The organism is Thalassotalea euphylliae (assembly GCF_003390335.1).
Taxonomy (GTDB): domain Bacteria; phylum Pseudomonadota; class Gammaproteobacteria; order Enterobacterales; family Alteromonadaceae; genus Thalassotalea_F; species Thalassotalea_F euphylliae_B.
In genome coordinates, this window is sequence record NZ_QUOU01000001.1 from 2789176 (window position 1) to 2811187 (window position 22012).

Annotated in this window: 15 protein-coding genes; 4 read left to right on the forward strand and 11 right to left on the reverse strand. The window is 44.5% G+C overall.

What is annotated here, in order from left to right; all coding sequences use genetic code 11:
• The first annotated feature begins 190 nt into the window (after positions 1 to 190).
• Positions 191 to 1060: a tetratricopeptide repeat protein gene (locus DXX93_RS12390; RefSeq protein ID WP_116008365.1), complete on the forward strand. Its 870-nt coding sequence runs from the start codon at positions 191 to 193 to the stop codon at positions 1058 to 1060.
• A 128-nt stretch (positions 1061 to 1188) separates the two neighbouring features.
• Here the strand turns inward: DXX93_RS12390 and ruvB are convergent, their stop codons facing one another.
• From ruvB to DXX93_RS12415, 5 genes are all read right to left on the reverse strand, one after another.
• Positions 1189 to 2193, reverse strand: a complete 1005-nt coding sequence (gene ruvB / locus DXX93_RS12395) for a Holliday junction branch migration DNA helicase RuvB (protein WP_116008366.1) — start codon at positions 2191 to 2193, stop codon at positions 1189 to 1191.
• A 65-nt stretch (positions 2194 to 2258) separates the two neighbouring features.
• On the reverse strand, positions 2259 to 2879 hold the full coding sequence (gene ruvA, locus DXX93_RS12400; RefSeq protein ID WP_116008367.1) for a Holliday junction branch migration protein RuvA: 621 nt from the start codon (positions 2877 to 2879) through the stop codon (positions 2259 to 2261).
• 134 nt (positions 2880 to 3013) lie between these two features.
• Positions 3014 to 3544: a crossover junction endodeoxyribonuclease RuvC gene (ruvC, locus tag DXX93_RS12405; RefSeq protein ID WP_116009941.1), complete on the reverse strand. Its 531-nt coding sequence runs from the start codon at positions 3542 to 3544 to the stop codon at positions 3014 to 3016.
• A 152-nt stretch (positions 3545 to 3696) separates the two neighbouring features.
• Complete coding sequence (gene aspS, locus DXX93_RS12410; protein ID WP_116008368.1) at positions 3697 to 5478, reverse strand: aspartate--tRNA ligase; 1782 nt, start codon at positions 5476 to 5478, stop codon at positions 3697 to 3699.
• A gap of 157 nt (positions 5479 to 5635) precedes the next feature.
• Positions 5636 to 8491: a diguanylate cyclase domain-containing protein gene (locus DXX93_RS12415; RefSeq protein WP_181902216.1), complete on the reverse strand. Its 2856-nt coding sequence runs from the start codon at positions 8489 to 8491 to the stop codon at positions 5636 to 5638.
• A 108-nt stretch (positions 8492 to 8599) separates the two neighbouring features.
• Here DXX93_RS12415 and cmoA point away from each other — a divergent pair, with 108 nt between their 5' ends.
• From cmoA to DXX93_RS12430, 3 genes are all read left to right on the forward strand, one after another.
• A complete protein-coding gene (cmoA, locus tag DXX93_RS12420; protein ID WP_116008370.1) occupies positions 8600 to 9343 on the forward strand; it encodes a carboxy-S-adenosyl-L-methionine synthase CmoA in 744 nt (247 codons plus the stop codon).
• Positions 9344 to 10309: a tRNA 5-methoxyuridine(34)/uridine 5-oxyacetic acid(34) synthase CmoB gene (cmoB, locus tag DXX93_RS12425; protein ID WP_116008371.1), complete on the forward strand. Its 966-nt coding sequence runs from the start codon at positions 9344 to 9346 to the stop codon at positions 10307 to 10309.
• A gap of 343 nt (positions 10310 to 10652) precedes the next feature.
• On the forward strand, positions 10653 to 11996 hold the full coding sequence (locus tag DXX93_RS12430; RefSeq protein WP_116008372.1) for an anti-phage deoxyguanosine triphosphatase: 1344 nt from the start codon (positions 10653 to 10655) through the stop codon (positions 11994 to 11996).
• A 39-nt stretch (positions 11997 to 12035) separates the two neighbouring features.
• Here DXX93_RS12430 and DXX93_RS12435 read toward each other — a convergent pair whose 3' ends face one another.
• From DXX93_RS12435 to DXX93_RS12460, 6 genes are all read right to left on the reverse strand, one after another.
• On the reverse strand, positions 12036 to 12293 hold the full coding sequence (locus tag DXX93_RS12435) for a hypothetical protein (protein WP_116008373.1): 258 nt from the start codon (positions 12291 to 12293) through the stop codon (positions 12036 to 12038).
• 168 nt (positions 12294 to 12461) lie between these two features.
• Positions 12462 to 14141 (reverse strand): N-acyl-D-amino-acid deacylase family protein, encoded by a 1680-nt coding sequence (locus tag DXX93_RS12440; protein ID WP_116008374.1) that lies wholly within the window; start codon positions 14139 to 14141, stop codon positions 12462 to 12464.
• Between the two features lie 43 nt (positions 14142 to 14184).
• Positions 14185 to 15612, reverse strand: coding sequence for an SLC13 family permease (locus tag DXX93_RS12445; RefSeq protein WP_116008375.1), 1428 nt, complete (start codon positions 15610 to 15612; stop codon positions 14185 to 14187).
• Positions 15613 to 15994: 382 nt separating this feature from the next.
• Positions 15995 to 17185: a M14 family metallopeptidase gene (locus DXX93_RS12450; protein WP_116008376.1), complete on the reverse strand. Its 1191-nt coding sequence runs from the start codon at positions 17183 to 17185 to the stop codon at positions 15995 to 15997.
• 468 nt (positions 17186 to 17653) lie between these two features.
• Positions 17654 to 20485 carry a TonB-dependent receptor domain-containing protein gene (locus DXX93_RS12455; RefSeq protein WP_116008377.1) on the reverse strand — a complete coding sequence of 944 codons (2832 nt, stop codon included), beginning with the start codon at positions 20483 to 20485 and terminating at the stop codon, positions 17654 to 17656.
• 212 nt (positions 20486 to 20697) lie between these two features.
• Positions 20698 to 21936, reverse strand: a complete 1239-nt coding sequence (locus DXX93_RS12460) for a M14 family metallopeptidase (RefSeq protein ID WP_116008378.1) — start codon at positions 21934 to 21936, stop codon at positions 20698 to 20700.
• Positions 21937 to 22012 lie beyond the last annotated feature (76 nt).

The following is a 22012-nucleotide window of genomic DNA, read 5'->3' on the forward strand; positions in this document are numbered from 1 at the left end:
GTTACAGTTTAGTGATATTCGTTCATATACTAACTACTTCGTAGGTAAGCTGATTCTTCTAGCGAACGGCTAGAACGCAAACTAAGTGGCTACCTATATTACGAGTGAAGCTATATGTTTAGTAATAGTTTTATGCTACACATAAGTGGTTAGCGTTATCGCGGATCAAACACGTCAAGAGAGGGAAAATATGGCTAAATCAACAAATATCACTTTCACAAGTAACACTTCTATGCGTGTTTCAACGCTAATTACAGGTATTGCAGTAGCTGTCCTATTTACATTTACTGCGATGACAAAGCCTGCCATTGCCAATCAATTATCAGCTTGTGACAGTGAAGCATGTGTGTCGTATTTTAAAAAGTTTAAACGCGCTGCCCGCAAAGGCTATGTTTCAGCGCAGTACAATACCGCTAAGTTTTACTACTATGGTTATGGCACCGATATCGACAAAGCGCTGGCATTAAAATATTACCGAAAAACGGCAGTTAATGGTTCGAAAGAGGCGCAATATATGACGGGCCTCATTTACGTTTCTGAGCCCGACTTGCAAGATCACGAACAAGGTATTTATTGGTTAGAGCGAGCCGCTGCTAATGGCCATATTCACGCATCATTTTTATTGGGTAAAGCGCACGCTCAAGGTGATGTCGAAAAAGGCAATCCGCCAAACTATGAAGCATCAGACAAATGGCTGAGCAGATCGTTTGATACACGTGATAACAAGTTACCTGCGCTTATTGAAGCGTTGCACAAAAAAAATGTCTTCAATGAAACTAACTACCCTTCCCTCTATCACAAGTTAGTTGAACACAATATGTGGTTGGCAAAAAACAGTGATAGCGAAGTTGCTTTGAGTAACTGGGATGGTAAAACTTATGAACGTATGACAATTACAGGCTACAGCCAAACTCAAGCGTTCGATAACTTACTGGCAACTTTTCGTGGCAGAAATAATTCCACTGGCAGCCGCTTAGGTGGCGACTGTCAGCTAACTGCCGCTTGCACGCGTAAATCGCTTAATGAAATGAAAGACAGTATGTGGGTGTCGCAAAAATAAACAACACATGCAATAACAAGGTCTGAAATAAGTAATCTATTGCTCGCTCAGAAACTAAAAAGGGCTAACTTGATCGTTAACCCTTTATTTATTCAATTTTGACGATTTTTGCCCCATTACAACTGATATCAAGCGGGTTTAGCTAGTCCAAAATGGTGATAAGTTCGTTCAGTGACGATACGCCCACGTGGCGTACGTTGTAAAAAGCCTTGTTGAATTAGGAAAGGTTCGAGCACATCTTCAATGGTTTCGCGCTCTTCGCCAATCGCCGCTGCCAGATTATCCAGCCCTACAGGCCCACCCATAAATTTATCGATAATAGCTTGCAGTAACTTTCTGTCCATAATGTCGAAGCCTTCATTATCCACTTCTAACATATCAAGTGCACTGGCAGCACTTTCTTTGTTAACGATGCCGCCAGTTTTAATGTCGGCATAATCACGTACTCGACGCAATAAACGATTGGCGATTCGCGGCGTGCCACGCGAGCGGCGTGCCACTTCAAATGCACCTTCTTCATCAATGGTTAAATTCAAAAAGTGTGCTGAGCGAGCAACGATATCGGTTAAATCTTTTGCCGAATAAAACTCTAAGCGCTGCACAATACCAAAGCGATCTCTAAGTGGTGACGTTAGCGCTCCTGCTCTTGTGGTTGCGCCAATCAAAGTAAAAGGGGGTAAGTCGAGTTTAATCGAGCGAGCGGCTGGCCCTTCGCCAATCATAATATCCAGTTGATAGTCTTCCATGGCGGGGTATAAGACTTCTTCCACCATAGGGCTTAAACGATGAATTTCGTCAATAAAGAGGACGTCGTTTTCTTCCAAGTTGGTGAGCAGCGCTGCTAAATCGCCCGCTTTTTCCAATACTGGTCCAGAAGTGGTGCGAATACTCACGCCCATTTCGTTAGCAACAATATTGGCGAGTGTCGTTTTACCTAAGCCCGGTGGACCAAAAATCAATAGATGATCAAGTGGCTCATTGCGTTTTTTTGCTGCTGGAATAAAAATTTCCATTTGCGCTTTAACGTGATCTTGCCCGGTGTAATCCGCCAGCATTTTCGGGCGAATCGCGCGATCTACCCCTTCGTCTTCTATGGTTGCCGCTGGCTGGATTAGTCGATCTGCTTCTATCATCTATATTCTTCTGTTTTTGACTTGTTCTGTGTCTTAGTTACGTTTTAGGCGTAATGCTTTACTAACTACAGCATTGCCTTTAAGGCATCTTTAATCAGCTGCTCACTGGATTTACTGGCATCATACACGGCTTTAATCGCTTTATCAGCTTGCGCTTGCGAGTAACCCAATGAAACAAGGGCATTAGTCGCATCACCTTTGGCACCACTGACGTTCAACGCGTTATCGGCTGCCAATTCAAACGGCGCAGCATCCGTTGCAGGGGTAACGAGATCGGCTTGCCAATCTTTAATGCGATCGCGCATTTCAATCAATAAACGCTCCGCCGTTTTCTTACCAATACCGGGAATTTTAACAATTGTGGTGACATCATCATGAGCAACACAGCTAACAAATTGCTCTGCCGACATACCAGATAAAATTGCCAATGCCAGCTTAGGACCTACGCCACTCGCTTTAATTAACAAGCGGAATAGTTTGCGATCAACCTGGGTAGCGAAGCCGTAAAGCAATTGTGCATCTTCACGCACGACAAAATGGGTATAAAGTGTGGTTTCTTGATTTAATTCAGGTAATGCATATAGCGTGGTCATCGGCACTTGCACTTCATAACCCACGCCATTGCAATCAATGATGATATCTGGCGGCTGTTTGACTAATAATTTGCCACGTAATTGTCCTATCACGGCACATCCTCTTTACTGCTCCTAGCTGAGCAGCTTACTGTTCAGCTATGCTAAGTGTTTCTAGCTTACTTATTTAATAAAGCGAGCTTAACACTAGATATATATACAGTAAACTGATTTCACTGCCTGAGCACTTATTTACGTAAGCGGCCTCGCACCGTTTTACTCACCTGTCCTGCCATTTTAACAATCGAATCATGACTATGGGCATGACAGAGCGCAACCGCCAGTGCATCGGCGGCATCCGCTTGGGGTGTCCCCGGCAGTTTAAGGATGGATTTGACCATATGTTGCACTTGGGTTTTATCGGCAGCACCTGTGCCAACCACAGATTGTTTGATCTGGCGCGCAGAATACTCCGCGATCGACATGCCAGCATTCGTTGCGGCGACAATTGCCGCCCCTCTTGCTTGTCCTAGTTTTAGCGCCGAATCAGGGTTAGTTGCCATAAACACCTGTTCAATGGCGAACATATCTGGCTTAAATTGAATTATCAGCTCAGAAACACCCGCAAAGATAGTTTGTAAACGCGTGCCTAAGTCTTCCCCTGCGGCAATGGCTTTAATACAGCCACTCCCTAAATACGTAAATTTTCGCCCTTGTTGTTCGATAACACCGTAACCAGTAAAGCGTGAACCGGGGTCAATACCTAAGATGATTGCCAATTCGCTATCCCAATCTCTTGTTGAAAAGTTTCCACAAAAAAACGCGCGGGTTTGAAGCATTAATGCTGTTTAAAACCCTAGCGCGTTTTACGACTTTACAGAAATGATCTAAGGAAGCAATGTAATTCACAGCTTCCCGTTGCCATTAACTATTATGCTTGTTCAGCTTTTTCGTCTTGCTTGGCAATCGTGGCAATACTTAACTCTGCTAATTGCGCCGGGTTTGCTTGACCCGGTGCGTTGGTTAATGGACATGCCGCCGTAGTTGTTTTCGGGAATGCCATTACGTCACGAATAGAGCTTGCACCTGTCATTAGCATCACTAGACGGTCAAGACCGAACGCTAAACCAGCATGTGGTGGCGCACCGTACTGCAGTGCTTCTAATAAGAAACCAAATTTCTCTTGTGCTTCTTCATCGCTGATACCTAGAATTCTGAATACCGCGGCTTGCATTGCTTGGTCGTGGATACGTACTGAACCACCACCTAACTCACAACCATTTAGTACCATATCGTAAGCGTTTGAAAGCGCGCCAATTGGGTTTGCTTCAAGCTCTTCTGGCGTCATATTACTTGGTGCAGTAAATGGGTGGTGAAGTGCATGTAAGTGGCCGTCAACTTCTTCAAACATTGGGAAGTCTACAACCCATAGTGGTTTCCACTCGTCTGTGGTTAAGCCCAAGTCTTCACCAAGTTTTAAACGCAATGCGCCTAAAGATTCAGTAACTACGTTGTAGCTGTCTGAACCGAAGAAAATAATGTCGCCAGTTTCTGCGCCAGTGCGCTCTAGTAACGCGTTAACCGCTGTTTCATCTAAGAATTTAAGAATTGGCGATTGGATACCTTCCATGCCAGCGGCTTTGTCGTTCACTTTCAGCCACGGCATACCTTTCGCGCCGTAAATGCCAACAAATTTTGTTAGGTCATCAATGTTCTTACGAGAGAACTGGGCTGCACCTTGTGGTACACGAATAACCGCAACGCGGCCTTTTTCATCATTCGCTGGGCCTGAGAATACTTTGAATTCGACATCTTTTAAGATGTCTGCCACGTCAACAATTTCAAGCGGGTTACGCAAGTCTGGCTTGTCTGAGCCAAAACGTGTCATCGCTTCTGAGTATGGCATGCGTGGGAAGTCGCCTAGGTCAACATCCAGTAATTTAATGAATAAATCACGGATCATTTTTTCCGTCACTGCCATCACTTGATCAGCCGTCATAAATGACGTTTCAATATCTATTTGAGTAAATTCTGGTTGGCGATCAGCACGTAAATCTTCATCGCGGAAACACTTAACGATTTGGTAGTAACGCTCCATGCCGGACATCATCAGCAATTGCTTAAATAATTGCGGCGATTGTGGCAAGGCGAAGAAGCTGCCTTTGTGCGTGCGACTTGGTACTAAGTAATCACGCGCACCTTCTGGTGTAGCGGCGGTAAGAATTGGCGTTTCGATATCCATAAAGTCTTGCGACTCTAACGATTCACGCACCGCTGCGGTTACTTTCGCACGAAAACGCAAACGCTCTGTCATTTCTGGGCGACGTAAATCTAAGTAGCGGTACTTTAAGCGTTGCTCTTCTGAGTTATCTTGGTTGAAGTCTAACGGCAATGGCGCTGCGCGGTTCAAAATGTTTAGCTCTAAACCTAATACTTCAATGGCACCTGTTGCCATGTCTTTGTTAACTTGGCTCTCAGGGCGTGCGCGCACTTTACCTTTAACCTGTACACAGAACTCATTGCGCAATGTGTTAGCCGTTTCAAGTACTTCGGGTAAATCTGGGTCAAATACCACTTGCACTATGCCTTCGCGATCACGCAAATCTAAAAAGATCACAGCGCCTAAGTCGCGACGACGATTAACCCAACCACATAAAGTGACTTCTTGCCCAACGTGAGATTCGTTAACCTCACCACAATAAAGAGTACGCATCTAGAAATATCCTGACATGAAAAACCCGCCATCATTAGCGGGGAATACATAAAATTGCGGATATTATATAGAAAAGCGCGCCAATGTCACCCGATGCAAGACCTGCATGGGCAAATTATCGCTTGCCATTTTAAAGCGATGAAAATAGCGACAATTGTTAACGATAGCTAAAGTTATTTTTACCCGACGATTTAACGCGGTACATTAAATTATCAGCAGTTTTTAACAAATCGGCGCCATTGTCTGCGTCTTCTGGAAATACTGAGATACCGATACTAGAGCCCAACGTTGCTTGATACTGATCGCCAAGAAACGGCTTACTGACCACATCGATGATTTTCTCTGCGATAAATGCGGCTTCTTCCTTGTTATTCAGGCTGGTTAACAAGATAACAAATTCATCGCCACCAAAGCGGCAGATAGTATCAGATTTTCGTACACATCCTCTAAGGCGCTCAGCAACTTGTTGCAGCACAATGTCGCCAAAATCGTGTCCGTATTTATCGTTTACGCCTTTAAAACCATCAAGGTCAACAAACAATACGGCGAGCTTTAAGCCTTGTCGCTGATGCAGTGCAATCGCAGACTCCATTTGCGTTTTAATTAAGGTACGATTAGCCAAACCGGTTAACTCGTCATGTGTTGCCATGTGTTTCATTTGCAGCTCTAACGCTTTACGTCGATCGACTTCTTTGTGTAATCGACGGTTCCACAGCAAAACGAAAAGAATAATGACGATAATTAAAAAACCAATTTGCGCAGCAATGCGAGTCACTAACCTTTTATCCCAGCCCGTATGAATATTCACGTCAAACCAGCGATTAAATATTTCTTGCCGCATAGTCTCGTCGATAACTGACAGCCCTTGATTGAGAATACTCTGCAACATAAGGTTGCCCTTGCGAATGCCAATTCTACTGTCTTGTGGAGGAATTTCTGGAACAACAGCGACCTCAAGCGGTACTATGCTCTCTTGCTTGGCGAAGGTAGAAGCGACAGGTAACCCTTCTAGGAAACCGTCAACAAACCCTTGTTGAACGGCGATCAACCCCTCTGACGTTGTGTTAACCAAGTTAACCGTAATGGCTGGGTAGTTAGTTTTTATCCAGTTGACCAACTGATAGCCTTTCACCACCGCCAGTGTTTTACCGTTCATATCGGCCAAACTATCAATACGGCCTAATATTCGGCGATAAGTAATGCTCCACGGCATTTGCCAGTAACTGTCAGAAAAGTCGAAGTCGATATTTTGCTTAATCGAACGAGAAACACTAAGCACTATGTCTAATTCCTGTTGTCGAAACGCGTCAATTAGGGCAGACCAGTTTTCATAAGCGAAATATTGCAGCTCGAAGCCTGCACCTTGAGTGATTGCTTCCACGACATCGCGATTTATCCCTGTTGGCTGCCCTTCTTCGTCGAGAAACTCAAGCGGTTCCCAATCTTTGACTATGCCCACTTTAAGTACGGGGTTAGCCGCAATCCAGTGGCGCTGTTCATCCGTTAACGGTATCCCTTTTTCTGCAACCGCGTAATGGGAGTTTTCATGACTGGTTAACCATATCGACTCAAGTGTGTGGAGATCTTCGCGGGGTATTGCCGCAAAGCCTTTTTTGATTTGCTCGGCAAGTTGATTGTTACCTTCGCCAACAACAGCAAATAGTTCGATAGGAAATACTGGCGTTTCTAATACGTAAAATAGGCTTTGTAAGTTAGCAGTTACCAGCTTAACTTGCATAGTTTCAACTTCTGATATTGCCGCATCAATTTCACCCCGCTCAGCAGCGGTTATCATGTTCGCTAGCTCGGCGAATACATGAAATTCAATATCGGGGTACTGTTCAAGTAATGGCTGAACATAAAAAGCCGCTTTAAAAACACCGACCCTTTTGCCTGCCAATTGTTCCAATGAAGTAATATTAGGTAAGCGATTGGACACAAATACTTGTGAATTAAGCTCATAAACTTTTGTTGCTTTTTTTAGCCCGCTTGTTTCGTCAAAAGTACCCGTAAAAGCGATATGCGCATCTATCGCCCCTCGTTGCAATTGCGCAAAAGAGCGATTTAGCGAGTCGCCGACAAAATTAACATTCGTGCCCGTTTGCTTCGCCCACAAACGCCACATGTCAATAAATAAACCTTGTGGTTTGCCAGATGCGGAGTAGCCCATAAATGGCGCAAGGTTGCTTGCAAAACCCAAATTAAGGACACTAGTTTGAGGTGCAATATGAGGCGCAATATTAAGCCATTTCTTTTCAATACCCACGCGCTCAGATAAATTGATTTTAGCAAGCCCTTGATTGATGAATGCCAATAACGGCTCGTTAGTTCTCGCCACCGCCGCCTGAAGGTCTCCAGTAAAATAATTGAGCCGTTTGTATTTTGGAAATATCGCTTGTAACTCGGCAATGCGAGCGTAGCGCTGATCAAATTCGTCTTGCTCGACAAAAGCCAATAACTCGCCATTGAGCAGTGCATCGTACATTGCTGCACGTGTTGGGAAATAGCGAATGCTGATGTTGTTTGCAGCGGTAATAGCGTCGACATTCGCAAGCCCTTTGACAACCCCCACTTTATAGGGGGCTAATTGCTCAAGGCTGAGTATGTCTTGAGCGTTTACATCGACATAAATAAAGCTGTCATGGGGGTAAATGGAGTGGCTAAAAAGTAAGTTTTCTGCGCCCTCAAATGCCACTAAACCAGCGTGAAAATCTGCATGATGCTTGGTGACATTGGCAATGCTTTGGTCCCAAGGACTAAGCTTAAAAGTTACCTTAACGCCTTGCCTTTTCGCCCATAGTCGCCAAAAGTCGGCAAAAACTCCCTCCGCTTCACCGTCGTCATTCACAAACTGGTACGGGTAGCTATGCTGATGAAAGGCAATGGTATATTGTTCTTTTAATGAGGGCTTACTGACTTGTGATGCGAGAGTTGGAGTGCTTAAAAAGGCAATCAATAGCGCAATAAACCAAAGTACTTCACTAGCAAAAGTAATTACCTTTTTACAATCCATTAAATCCCTACCTTCCATAATCTTACATTCAACCATGCAATATTATCTTATCAAGATCAATCCATTCGGTTAAAATAGCCGCCATTTTAGCGACCTTAGCTGCGTTATATGCAAAAAAACGACACAGATTTAATTTATTCAAACCCACACAGCCAAGTCAAAGATTTCACTTTTGACGCGCAAGTGGTCGAAGTATTCCCTGATATGATCAGCCGCTCTGTTCCGGGTTATAACACCATCATTGATACTATTGGCCGATTAAGTCAGCGCTATGTACAAGACGACTCAACGGCCTATGATCTCGGCTGCTCTTTGGGTGCCGCAACCTTAGCTATGCGCAGAGCAATAACAGCGAACAATGCGAAAATTGTTGGCGTTGACAATTCTCAAGCTATGGTTGAGCGCTGCCAAATGCACGTTGCCGCTTTTAAAGGCAATACACCCGTTGAGATTTTCAATGACAATATTGAAAACATCGCCATCGAAAATGCGTCGATGGTGGTACTAAACTTTACTCTGCAGTTCATTGAAAAAGACAAACGCCAAGCGCTTATCAACAAAATCTACCAAGGCCTTAAACCCGGTGGGTTATTAGTATTATCAGAGAAAATTACTCATCGAAATGACCAGACAAATGAGCTATTAATCGATTTACACCACGACTTTAAGCGGGCAAACGGTTATAGCGAGTTGGAAATTGCTCAAAAGCGCACCGCACTAGAGAACGTGATGCGCCCTGACTCACTAGAGGATCACACGGAGCGTTTATCTGACGCGGGGTTTGTTCATATTAGCCAGTGGTTCCAGTGTTTTAATTTCTTATCCATCGTTGCTTTTAAAGGTGAGTTATAAATGAGCCACTACAATGCATTCTACCAAGCAATAGCGGGCAATCGTTTAAGCCATTGGCTAGATACATTGCCAGCACAGTTAACAGACTGGCAAAAAAATCACTTACATGGCGAATACGCGCAATGGCAAAAGGTGCTAGAGCAGTTACCTGTAACTCAGACGCAGCATGTCAATATTAAAGACAGCGTGACCGTTGGCCTGCCTGAGGAAATTGAAGCCGGACAACTTAAACGCCTTGAACATATGCTTAAACGGCTGAAACCATGGCGCAAAGGCCCTTATCACATTCACGGATTACATATCGATACTGAGTGGCGCTCAGATTTTAAATGGGATCGCCTTGCCCCCCATACTAGCGATTTGAAAGACCGTTACGTACTCGATATTGGTTGTGGCAGTGGCTACCACCTGTGGCGAATGCGAGGTGCTGGCGCAAAATTCGTTGTTGGTGTTGATCCAACCCAGCTTTTTGTCACCCAGTTCAATGCCGTTCAACACTTTATTCAAGATAACAACGTGCATTTATTACCACTGGGTGTTGAACAGCTGCCAGAATTAAACGCTTTTGATACGGTTTTCGCCATGGGCGTACTTTATCATCGCCGCTCACCCATCGACTTTATTTACCAACTTAAAGCCCAACTGGTGAAAGGCGGCGAATTGGTGCTAGAAACTTTAATTGTTGATGGTGATGAAAATACCGTACTGGTGCCGGGTGAGCGCTACGCCAAAATGCGCAATGTCTGGTTTTTACCCAGTGGTAAAGCAATGTGTGCTTGGCTAGAGCGTTGTGGTTTTAGCAATGTGCGCATGGTCAACACAGACATTACGGATGTCGCCGAGCAGCGAAAAACCGATTGGATTGACACCGAATCATTAAAAGATTTCCTTGATCCTAACGATGCCAGCAAAACGATTGAGGGTTACCCTGCGCCCAAGCGGGCTATTTTTATTGCCAATAAATAGCACTCGAAAATCTAGAAGTAACCTGCTCCTCTGTTACCTGCGCTAAACGTTAGTCGCAACTATTTCACAATCGTTTCATTACTGACCAATCACTAAGCCGCGATAGCGCGGCTTTATTTTTGTAGATGATAAAAATGACATGGTCAGCAAACCCACCAAGCGAGAATATTCTTACATAGTCTTGCTAAGGTATTGTCAATTATCAGATTTATATTCACCCTCATTTGCAATTTGGCAGCCAAAAAGTCATTCTAGAGCTATTACGGTTTGATTTCTTTCATCATTACCTGACAGAATTCACTCAACTTGACAGAACTTACTCGCCAGTGTCGTAAGGAGCGCTATGAACCAAGATTGGTTAGCACGCCGTTTACCAAGTGCCCAAAAACGCCAGCAAGATCATCGCAGTCCTTTTCAACGAGATCGCGCCAGAATTTTACACTCAGCGGCCTTTCGCCGTTTGCAGTCTAAAACACAAGTGATCAGCTCAGGGCAAAGTGATTTTTATCGCACTCGCTTAACCCATTCACTTGAAGCCGCTCAAATTGGCTCGGGCATTACCGCTCAATTGCGCTCAAAATATCCTGAGCTGGCAGCCGCGCTTTTCCCCGATGATGACACACTTATTGAAGCCTTGTGCTTAGCTCATGATATTGGTCATCCGCCCTTTGGTCATGGCGGTGAAGTGGCGCTGCATTACATGATGAGAAAGCACGGTGGTTTTGAGGGCAATGGCCAAACCCTGCGTATTGTCGCCCGATTAGAGCCATTTAGTGAACAACACGGCATGAATTTGACGCGCCGAAGCTTGTTGGGCTTGATCAAATACCCGCAATTACTCGACAACCTAGTGCACAAAATACCGAACTTAGCACCTGTGCATTATCGCCAATTACAAGCTCGCCACTGGCACCCGCCTAAAGGCTTGTATCAAGATGATAGTGATATTATCGATTGGGTGTTAGCGCCTTTATCGCCAGCCGATAGAGACCTGTTTCAAACCATAGTGCCGCGCGATAATCAGCACAGCAAAACCTGCTTTAAATCGTTAGATTGCTCCATTATGGAGCTAGCTGACGATATTGCTTACGGCATTCATGATCTAGAAGACGCTATCGTCACGGGTGTCGTTAACCGTAACGATTTTGATGATCATGTGATAATGCCACTGCGCAGTATTGGTGATAACTGGCTCAGCGATTATAGTGAACAGCTAACCAACAAACTGTTTTCCGAGCATCACTACTTACAAAAAGATGCCATTGGTGGTCTAGTAAACTATTTAATCACGGCCATTGAGTTATTACCTGTTGAAACACAAACGGGTGAATTTAGTGAGCCTTTGCTGAAATTCAATGCCAAGCTACCTGATGAGCAAGCACATGTATTACAAATATTTAAAGATTTTGTTCTGCAATTTGTCGTTAAACTGCCCGCTATTCAACGTATTGAATATCGCGGTCAACAGGTGGTGATGGAGTTGTTTGAGGCGCTCTCTTCAGATCCTGAACGCCTACTGCCAACTAGCACCGCCAAACGTTGGCGCCTCGCACAAGAAAAAGGTGAAAATGCTTATCGTGTTATCGCTGATTATGTCGCGGGAATGACGGACGGTTATGCCACAAGGCTCTATCAAACCTTGTTTTTACCCATCAGCGCTGGTGATAACTATGACGCACATAGCTAACTATGCGCGTCAATAGCTCATTATTTTGTCGCAGTTAAATTAACTGCAAGTACACGAGCCCTCACCGCGCACGCTAATTTGCACTTTGTTACCAACCTGCTGGGGATCTTGTACTTCTATCGCTTCAAACTGCGCGGCACTGACATGAAAAGTACAGTTTCCCTGTTGACATTGTTTGGTCGAACAAAGTTGCTGACCGTTACTCATAAAGTGATTTAAAGCTTTTGAGTAGGCCTTCCACTTTCCAGATGCCCGACCCGTACCATTGCTTTGAACTGTTCCGCTACATGCTGCCATAATCATCTGCTCCATATACATTTGGATGTCATTTACTTATAGCAAACGCGGCGGAAAACTCAATTTTGAGCGGCCTAACGCGATGTAATTAAAGCGATGTAGTTAAAGCGATGTAATTAAGGCGATGAAAATTTGGCAAGCGCTTTTTTGAAAGCCTATGTTTGAAAACTATTTTTGAAAACGCAAGCCTTTACCTGGCAGCTTACCCGTGTACTTACCTTGGTCAATAGTCATTTCGCCATTTACCCACTGATAGTCAACGCCTTGGGTTAATACATTCCATTGGCTAAAATCCGCTTTAGGGCGATATTTTACTGGGTCTATTATTGAAATATCGGCAAAGAAACCTTCCTTTAAATAACCGCGCTCGCGAATGCCAAAGGTATCCGCCACTTGCCCAGAGCTTTTGTACACAAAGGTTTCAACGGGCATAAGCTGTTGCTTAACCACATAGTTGGCATATTTTTCAGGGAAACTTGCGTATTTGCGTGGATGGCCGTCGGTGCCGTCAGATGATGTCATCACCCAAGGTTGCGTCATAAACGCTTTAATGTCTTCTGGGTTCATATTGAACGAAGCAACGCGGGTTGGATTAATGACCACGCCTTTACGTAAAACTCTTAGCACTGCTTCAACTGGGCTAATTTCCCACTGGGTACTTAAATCAGCTATCGTTTTGCCCCTTAAACCTTCGTGTGGGGTCGTGACAATCAGTAAAGAATCAGGGCCTCCGCGACGTCGAATGTTCTCTTTCATCGCCGCTTTTAGTTTAGGCAGCAGCTCAGGATCGTTTAAGCGCGCTTGAACGTCTGCTTCTTGCCCCTCTAACGCCCACCTTGGCACAGTCGTATTTTGTAAACGGGTACTTGAAGCACGCCACGGGTATTGATCCGCGGTCACGATTTGCCCCCTTTGTTGAGCCGCTTCGACCATGTCGATAATGTCTTTACTTTGCCCCCACACATCGACACCAAGCGCTTTAATGTGCGCGATGTGAACAGGGATTTTGGCCTTATCGCCAATCTCGATAAGCTCGGCAATCGCTCCTTTTACACCTATGCTATAAGTGCTTTCATCACGCACATGGCTTTCGTAAACGCCGCCATATTGTGCCGCCACTTTTGACAATTCAATCACTTCCTCGGTGTTTGCATAAGTGCCCGGCACGTAGAACAAGCCGGTAGACAAGCCAAATGCCCCTTGTTGCATCGCATCAGAAATAAGCGCTTTCATTTTTGCCAGCTCTTCCTCTGTTGGTTTGCGATCTTCGCGTCCCATTACTAATTTTCGCACGGTACCGTGGCCAACAAAGTTGCCATTGTTAGTGCCGATACCTTTGCCTTCTAGCTCTGTCAGTAAATCACTCACATAAGGAGTGCCGCCACCGTCATTGCCATTAAACACGGTAGTCACGCCTTGCGTTAGATAGTTAACATTGCTGTTTCGGCTATCAGATTTTAAATCCCCTAAACTGTGGGTATGTGGGTCAATAAAGCCAGGCGTCACCATTTTTCCTGTGGCATCGATTACGGTTTCGGCTGATGTCAGTGGTGGCACTTGCTCGGCTAGGTAAGCGATACGATCATCGCGAATGCCAACAGCTAGCTGTTGAGGTGCTTTATTTTCACCGCTGTAAACTTGGCCGTTAATAATCAATACATCATAGTTTTCGAGCACAGCAGGCGCGCCTTCATTCGCGCTGATAGCTTGTTGTTGTGCTGGCTTATTACAAGCCGCTAACGTCAATCCGGCCAATAAAGAGAGTGCGATACTTGTGCGTTTTAACACCTTACGATTAAGTGTGTTATTGAAAAGCACTTTGTGCTTTTGTGTATGGTTATCTAGCATGCTAATTCCACTGTTCAAATAAGTAGACTAAAAAGTTCTGTTATTAATTGATAAATATCTTCGCTACTAAAGCGTATGACAATAAACTAATGACCGCTATGGCGGCGATATTGAGATAAACGCCTGCTTTCGCCATCTGTGCGATCGACATCTCACCCGTGGCAAAAACAATGGCATTAGGCGCTGTCGCCACAGGCAACATAAAGGCACAGCTTGCCGCAAGCGCCATTGGAGCCGTCAGTAAAATAGGATCAAAGCCAGCATTAACCGCTATACCACCTAAAATTGGCAGTAATGCCGCTGTTGTCGCCGTGTTACTGGTCAATTCAGTTAAGAAAATGACAATCGTGACAATGCTAGTGATCAAAATCAGTAAGTGGAATACGGTTAGGCTAGCCAAACCATCACCAATCCACGCGGCAAGACCACTTTTACTTACCATGCTTGCTAAACTTAATCCGCCACCAAATAAAATTAACACGCCCCAAGGAATACGCTCAGCCGTTTGCCAATTAAGTAATCGCGCACTCTCGTCTTTGTCATCGCCAGCGGGAATAAGAAACATCATAACGGCGCCAGCAATTGCAATAATGGTGTCATTTAATGCGGTAATACCAAGGTGCTGTTGTAACAAAGGGCGCGTGATCCAAGCCAGCGCAACCACCAAAAATGCCAACGCAGTGCGCTTTTCTGGGGTAGAAATTTTACCCATGGCGTTAAGCTCGTTAACGACTAAATCGTTCGCTTCTTGGCTGGCGTTAAACTTAAAATTAAACGCGATTTTCGTTAGCACAAACCACGCCGCTGGCACCAAGAGTAATACCGCAGGTACACCAAACGTCATCCACTGCACAAAACCAATCTCCACGCCATAGTTTTCTGACATAAAGGCGGCTAACATGGCATTGGGTGGTGTCCCAATAATAGTCCCTAACCCACCAATACTGGCGGCATAGGCAATACCTAATACGAGACAAATAGTGAAACTATTACCTTTTTCATCACTATTGGTAATGACATGAGCAATAGAGAGTGCGATGGGAATCATCATAATCGTAGTTGCTGTATTGCTGATCCACATTGATAAGAATGCCGTTGCCGCCATAAAACCGCCAACGATTGCACTTGGGTGATTACCAACTCGGGTTAATACATTAAGCGCTAAACGGCGATGCAGGTGCCAACGCTCTAACGCCGTAGCAATAATAAAACCACCAAAGAGCAAGTAAATCACGGGGTGCGCGTAAGGGGCAGTAATTTCCTTAACACTGGCTTGCCCAAGTAATGGGAACAGCACTATCGGGACCAAAGAGGTTACTGGCACAGGGACGGCTTCGGTTGCCCACCAAAACGCCATCAACAAACCCACACCTGCGGTTAACCAAGCCGCTTCACTCATCCCAGCAGGTGCAGGAGTGACGAGCGTTAGGAGAAATATCAATATCCCCAAAACCAAGCCAATATTTCGCATACTTCTAGCCTTTGAAAATTGTCATTATTATTAATGGATAAACGCTTTAGTTGCAGCGCTTAATTGTTATCACAACTATTCTCTCTAAAAATCGAACAAGTGTTAACAAGTAATGCTCAGGTCTCTGCTTCTGTGGCAAAACATCACCTGCTTGGGTTAACGACTCACTCGATTAGCGTATCACCTCATGTCTTTTGGTCATACCTTACATTAAGCAAGTCACCAACCAATGTGATAGGTGATATCGCTCTGAGGTATTCAAGACAAAACATTAAACAACTCCACCAACAAAGTTAACAAAATAAAAAGCCATTTTACTCATGGTAAAACGGCCAGTTACGTTATTCAGTAGTTAGTAGCTATAGCGCTTGGAAGCTATCACCTAACGCTTATTGTGATTTTGATCAGAAAGCATCACCGACATTAATGTCGAGGCAGCCTTATCAGCGATACGAGTAATGAATTTTCGATCGGTGTTGTCGCCCATTTCATAAGTGATGGCGTGCACACCAAATTTATCGGCAAAGTACTGCTTGGAAACGCCAGCGTTTGGGTTGTTACCCGGCTTTTGGATGACGTCAAACTCCGGCATTTGTCGATCTAATTCGCCTAGCCAATGCTCAACAAAGTAAGGGTTTTCCACCCCGTAATCTGAGGGCATAGTGTAAAAAATATCACGTCGTGTTGAGTGAAAATCAACGGCAAACACTATTTTTTGGCCATCAGCGACTAACTGCTCTAGGTAAGCATCAATTTGTTGAACTTCAGGTTGCTTGAATTTATTCCAGTCTCGGTTTAAATCAACACCATTCATGTTGTGGCGCCAATTGCCAGCATACACACCATCTGGGTTAATATTGGGAATTAGTAAAATATTGTATTGGCGGCGAAATTCGTTGGCGAGAGCGTTATCTGCCAATAAAGTTTCGACAAACGGAAATAAGGCCAATGCGCCAGTCAATTCGGGTGGGTGCATACGCCCTAGCAACACTAACCATTGGTTTGTCTCAGCTTTGCTTTCGAGTTTGTAGATTGGCCTGTTTTGAATGGATTTGCCAAGTACTTCATGGCTAATATCAGTCATCGCTTGAAGCTTTTTAGCCCAATCGACGTAATACTGATTATCAATAATTTCTTGACCCGCGATGTAGCTGGGTTTGGCTGTTGCATCGATGCTAAAAGAGCGCAAATCACCATTGTCTTGATAATCAATTAGCGACCATGCTTTTAGATCGGTACTGAGTTTCGGCAAATAACGATGAACATCACCGTCAACTTTCATCGTAATATTAATGGTTGTCGGCTGCTCAGCAACAGCACGAAACGCGTACCAAGGGCTAGAATTTATCGGTCTGTTTTCTGGTTTAAGCAATATTTCAAAATTACGGGTACCAACTCGTCGACATTCATCCATTCTCGACGTTGGGAAATCCGCCAGCAACTTAACATCACCAAAGTCACAAGCTTGCTCATTACTACTGGCAACATTGCTATTAGTTGTCTCTAGGCTGCCGCAGCCAAAAAGTGCGCTAGTTGAAAGTATCAATGAGCAAGTCAGTAATAGTTTTTTCATGGTATTACCTTTTATTTTTTATATCTCTTGGTAGATAAAAACATGGCTCGACAGTGCCAACTCTCAAGTCATGTTAATCGTTTATTATTAGCCAGCCAAACTGGCTCGATGGCTACCGCCTGAGTGTTGTGCTCGAGCATAAACAACGAGCATAACACTATATTGGCTGTGGCATTTTCAATGGCTAAAGTAAAAATGCCGCCTATGTCTTCTAAATGACTTCTAAACTAAAGTACAAGGAGAAGTTTCCCTAGTACATTCTATTGGCCGCGCCATAACCTTTAGCTATAAAAAATACTGACAACGGCATTGCCAAACCTTATTCCCCCACCTTTCAATGAGATCAATTACTCGTCGCGACATCTCGTTAAGACATGAAGTGGTAACAGGAAGTTGCCCACTTAGGGGATAAAAAAGCGGCCTTGCAATTACTCGCAAGGCCGCTTCCTAGTCTAACTCGCCGTTTTTTTAGAACTCTTTCGAGTAGCTCAAGTTAAAGTAACGGCCGCGGTTCGAATGCAATGCACCAAAGTAGCCATGAGCAAGTTCATCAGCTAATGGTGGCTCCTGATCGGAAATATTGCGAACCGTGAAGCGGAGCTTACTGCCATCAAGCAAGGTATCACTGCCTTCAATGCGGTAATCAACATATACATTTGTCGTTGTCATGCTATCGACAGGTAGCTCAACAACTTCACCATCAACGGTAGCCGTTGTTGAGGTATCAATCACTGAGCCAACATAGTTTGAATTAATACCCGCACCCCATTGCTCATAACGCCAGTTGATTGATGCTCTACCGCGCCACTCAGGACGGCCATTCTGTTTAAGCAAATCACCAGCCCCTTGAATCACAATTGGTTGTGGGAAACCGCCAGCTTCATTAAAGGCAATTAACTCACTGTCGATGTCACTTGGCTCTTGATCAAACTTCTTCAAATGAGCAGCATTGACCGTGAATTCAAAGTCACCAAAGCTAGTTTCTACGTCGTAAATAACACTGAAATCAATACCTGAGATCTCACGCTTACCTAAGTTCAAGTACTCATTGTTAATGCGGACGACATCGCCACTCACTGGATCTCGCTCAACAGCCGAGTTAGTTGAACCTTGAGAGCGGCGCACAAAGTCTAATGCTAAATGAGATGCACCGGGTAAGATACCGACAAGGTCTTCCTGTTCGATTTTCCACCAGTCAGCAGTAATTGTCAGGCTTTCTGTTGGCTCTAGCACAATACCAAATGAGGTGTTTTCATCATCCTCTGGCTCAAGGTCAGTTGTACCGCTGCGTACGTCAACCACTGAGTAGCTTCTGTCTTGCACTGGGTCATAAATTGTATTGGCTCTTGGCACACCTTCGGCAGTTACCTGAGGTAGCCCTGGAGCTCTGAAACCTTCAGCATATGAAGCACGTAAGCTAATCCAATCAGCTGGAACCCAGAATAAAGCCACTTTAGGCTTCAAGCCACTGCCGCCAACATCTGAGAAATCTTCGTAACGAGCAGCTAATTGCATTTCTAAGTACTGTTCATCACTATCAATTAGCGGTGCAATAAATTCAACAAATGCCGATGCAACATTGCGGCTACCCTTAGAATCAGGCGTTGGACTACTGCCAAGTACGCTACTGGCATCATTGCGAGTCGCGCCTGTGACTAAATTAGTAAACGGGCTGCTACCATCAAGTAATGGATCACGATCGTCCTCAAATCCTTCGTGTCTGTACTCTAAACCAAATGCCACACCCACATCACCCGCAGGTAGGCTGAATAAAGCTTCATTACTTGCTTTAAAGTCAATTGATGCTAACTCAGTTTCTGAGTCACGACGCACAGTCGTGATAAAGGAATCAATAACACTTTGTGGATTTAACGTCGAATCGCCTTCATTAGGGTTGTTAACGTCGCCACCGGTAAAAATATTATACGCTGTCGAAGGATCGGTGCTATTGATAGCTTCTTGGAACAAAATGGCATTAACGCGATTCGCTTTGTCGTTCGTTTCCGCTGCAGAATAAAACGCTGCGGTTTCCCAGTACCAATCATTCCACTCACCTTTTAAACCAAATAAGGCGCGGTAGCTGGTGTCATCGACTTCAATATTTCGAGGACCTGCGTCTATTGGGCGATAGCTACGCACAAGTACTTCTTCACCGAATGGATTAAAAGCAGCGTCAGCGGCAACAGTGAATCGCTGAGAGGTTAAATTAGGCGTTTGTTCACGGGTACGCTCTGCATTGGCTTCGTAGTATATAGCCTCGGCAAAAAGTTCCATGTCATTACCCAAGTCGTGAGTAATGTATGTGTAAAAGTTAAAACGATCTACGTCCGAAACCAGTGAGCGCGTTGTACCACGGTCAAATCGTAAATCACGCGGGAAGCTGCCACTGTCGGCACAAACACCACCAGCTAGATCGACAACACAATCTTGAGGGTCCATATCTGCGGGTTGTAAGTGGAAACGACCCAGAGAGTCAGAAACGAAATCACCCCAAGGTGTTGCAGTTGTGCGGTTATCTAATTGAGTATCACCGACAAACTCTTCTGGTAAGCCCGGAAAATTTCTCAGGTCATGACTGCGAGAATAAGGTCGCTCACTTGCCATCATGCCATCGCGGCTGTAATACGCGACAGAAGCGGTAATATGTGTTTTATCGTTTAAATCAAAACCCGTCAAATAGCTAAACGTTAGCTCGTCTAGCGGGGTACCCTCAGATTGACCATATGACAAATTCAGCTTGTGACCTTCGTAATCATCTTGCAAGGCATAGTTTACTACACCAGCTACCGCATCAGAGCCATAAATGGCAGCGGCACCATCACGCAAAATTTCAAGTGAACGTAAGCCAGAAACCGGCAAAGTGTTTGAGTTGACCGTGGATACTGGTACAAAATTTTCTGACTGAGTGCCAGGGTGAGTGACTAAACGACGGCCGTTTAGTAAGGTTAGCGTGTTACCTGTACCCACGCCGCGTAAGTTTATTGACGACACGTCACCACGCGCATCATTGACACCGCCATTACCGGTTGAAGCACCAAAGTTTACTTCACCAATTTGCGGTATTGAGCGCAGTAATTCATCGCCTGTGATGGCGGCAGTATTTTCAATATCTTGCTCTGTCATCGCAGTAACGGGTAAAGCACCAATATCTGACGCTCTTTTAATATTCGAACCAACAATTGAAATGCGTTCGACCTCTTCTTCTTGCGGTGCTTCTTGAGCATAGCTTGAAGTGGTTGCCAAACTGTAACTGGCGAGCGCCAACAACAAGGATTCTGAGACTTTCTTTAACTTAAACATGTGTACTTTCCCACTTGTGCCAACATTACAAATTCACACCTTTTTGGTATTGAATTTTACTGATGTTATATTTTTGTTATTGCTTTTTAAGCTAAAGTAGAAGGAAAGACTTCACTACTACATTTTTTTTGCTAACCCATAACCATAGGTTATACACAACTCATAAAATCGATATAACCTACATCGCATCAAAGCCACAACGACAGTGTCTGTTAACGTGCTTGCTCACTCAACATAGCCTTCATTAGCGACTGGGCGTAAAGCTTGGCTCTTGCATAAATAACACGGCGATCCGTTTCATCCCCTTCTTCGTAAGTCACGGCTTCCGCACCAAACTCATTAAAAAACCAGTTGTAGCAATAAGGTAAGTTTTGCTCTCTTCGGCGATATTGCGCCATTATCGGGGCATTTTGCTGGGCATTTTTGATCACTTGCGGAATTATCGCCGTGTTGGCATTAGCTTCATTTTGTTCGTTGAGGATCAATAAATACGGGCCATTAAACGAGGTATGAAAATCGACGCCAAATACTAGCTGTTTGCCCTCTTTCGCAACTTTTTGTGTCACAAAATCGCGAACGGCACGTGTTTCAGGTTGCGAAAATGCTTGCCAATCTCTGTTCAGATCAAAGCCATTAGCATTGTGTCGCCAAAAGCCACCGTCTGCACCATCAGGATTTAACAGAGGAAACGTATAAATGTTAAAAGCGGTTCTAAATAGCTGGGCTAGTTCACTGTTACCCACAACTTCTTCGTAAAAGGCTTTAAACGCAAACGTACCGCCTGGAATCTCCGGTGGGTGCTGGCGAGCAATCAACACTAATGACGGTTTAACCTTCTCTTGCTCAGCGGCAACCATCCATAAATCTTGTCCCTGCACAGATTTACCTACAGCTTGTTTTTTCAGAAATGGTTTGCCTGCCATTAGCGCATCTAACCAGTCGTAGGTATCTTGCGCCGATTCAATTTCTTGAGCCGCAAGCCACAGTTTAGTGGGTGATACGTCAACATCAAATGTCGCCACAGTATCCCCCTCACTCATGATTAAACCTGAAATTGGCTGCCACTGCCTGCGGTCAACGCTGAATTTAGGGACATAACGGTGCTTATGCTCAGTGTATTTCAAACTCAGCTTAACTTTCTTACTGGTTAACGACCACAATTGAAAGGCAAAAAAGCTACTGGTATTGGTTGGCACAAAAGCCGAGCTTATCGTCATTTGATAATGATCTTGTGCCAATCGGGTGACTTTATTTAAACGTGTGCCTTTAGCTTGGTTACTAAAGTACAGCCCGTCTTGAGCAAAACTGTATACGTCACGTTGCTGCTGGGTTTGTTTTTGTGGTTGGTCGAGTTTTTGTGCGTATGCCAAGCTACTGAGAGACAGTAATAACATGGCCGCACCGATGGAAAATAGCCGTGAAAAAACGTTTAAGTGAGATCGAATAGTCATTGCGACACCTCGTGTATAGATTAGATGGTAACTGCTCGCTAATTGGCAGTAGTTGGATACTACATTGGCGGGATAA

Excerpts from the sequence above, each read along its gene's own strand:
- DXX93_RS12440 (WP_116008374.1), bottom strand. The coding sequence starts at position 14,141 with ATGCTAGATAACCATACACAAAAGCACAAAGTGCTTTTCAATAACACA.
- DXX93_RS12460 (WP_116008378.1), bottom strand. The coding sequence starts at position 21,936 with ATGACTATTCGATCTCACTTAAACGTTTTTTCACGGCTATTTTCCATC.
- DXX93_RS12415 (WP_181902216.1), bottom strand. The coding sequence starts at position 8,491 with ATGGATTGTAAAAAGGTAATTACTTTTGCTAGTGAAGTACTTTGGTTT.
- aspS (WP_116008368.1), bottom strand. The coding sequence starts at position 5,478 with ATGCGTACTCTTTATTGTGGTGAGGTTAACGAATCTCACGTTGGGCAA.
- ruvB (WP_116008366.1), bottom strand. The coding sequence starts at position 2,193 with ATGATAGAAGCAGATCGACTAATCCAGCCAGCGGCAACCATAGAAGAC.
- DXX93_RS12450 (WP_116008376.1), bottom strand. The coding sequence starts at position 17,185 with ATGAAAAAACTATTACTGACTTGCTCATTGATACTTTCAACTAGCGCA.
- DXX93_RS12430 (WP_116008372.1), top strand. The coding sequence starts at position 10,653 with ATGAACCAAGATTGGTTAGCACGCCGTTTACCAAGTGCCCAAAAACGC.
- DXX93_RS12435 (WP_116008373.1), bottom strand. The coding sequence starts at position 12,293 with ATGGCAGCATGTAGCGGAACAGTTCAAAGCAATGGTACGGGTCGGGCA.
- DXX93_RS12390 (WP_116008365.1), top strand. The coding sequence starts at position 191 with ATGGCTAAATCAACAAATATCACTTTCACAAGTAACACTTCTATGCGT.
- cmoB (WP_116008371.1), top strand. The coding sequence starts at position 9,344 with ATGAGCCACTACAATGCATTCTACCAAGCAATAGCGGGCAATCGTTTA.
- DXX93_RS12445 (WP_116008375.1), bottom strand. The coding sequence starts at position 15,612 with ATGCGAAATATTGGCTTGGTTTTGGGGATATTGATATTTCTCCTAACG.
- cmoA (WP_116008370.1), top strand. The coding sequence starts at position 8,600 with ATGCAAAAAAACGACACAGATTTAATTTATTCAAACCCACACAGCCAA.
- DXX93_RS12455 (WP_116008377.1), bottom strand. The coding sequence starts at position 20,485 with ATGTTTAAGTTAAAGAAAGTCTCAGAATCCTTGTTGTTGGCGCTCGCC.